The sequence below is a fragment of the Pseudomonas typographi genome (assembly GCF_014694385.1).
Taxonomy (GTDB): Bacteria; Pseudomonadota; Gammaproteobacteria; order Pseudomonadales; family Pseudomonadaceae; genus Aquipseudomonas; species Aquipseudomonas typographi.
Genome location: NZ_JAAOCA010000169.1, coordinates 1 through 258 on the forward strand (window position 1 = coordinate 1; position 258 = coordinate 258).

A 258-nucleotide genomic window follows, 5' to 3' on the forward strand; every position below is an offset into this window, starting at 1 on the left:
CCCGCCGCCGTACCGACTCCATCGGCGCCGCGGTGGTGGTGTCCGGCAATGCCCAGGCCCTGGTGATGACCATCGGCGGGGTTACCGCGAGCGCGAAGGTGTTTTCCATGGGCGACTACATCACGGTAGCCGGCGAAATGTTCGAGGTCATCGACGATGCGACCTCGGATGGCCAGGGCCAGGTCGTGGTGAACCTCAACAAGCGCATCCGCAAGACGCTGGTGGCCGGGACGGCCGTCGAATACCAGAACCCCTATT

General features: G+C 64.7%; 1 pseudogene. It reads left to right on the forward strand.

Going from position 1 to position 258, the window contains the following annotated elements:
• Positions 1-258 (forward strand): annotated as a pseudogene (locus HAQ05_RS28265) (hypothetical protein); the annotation flags it as partial.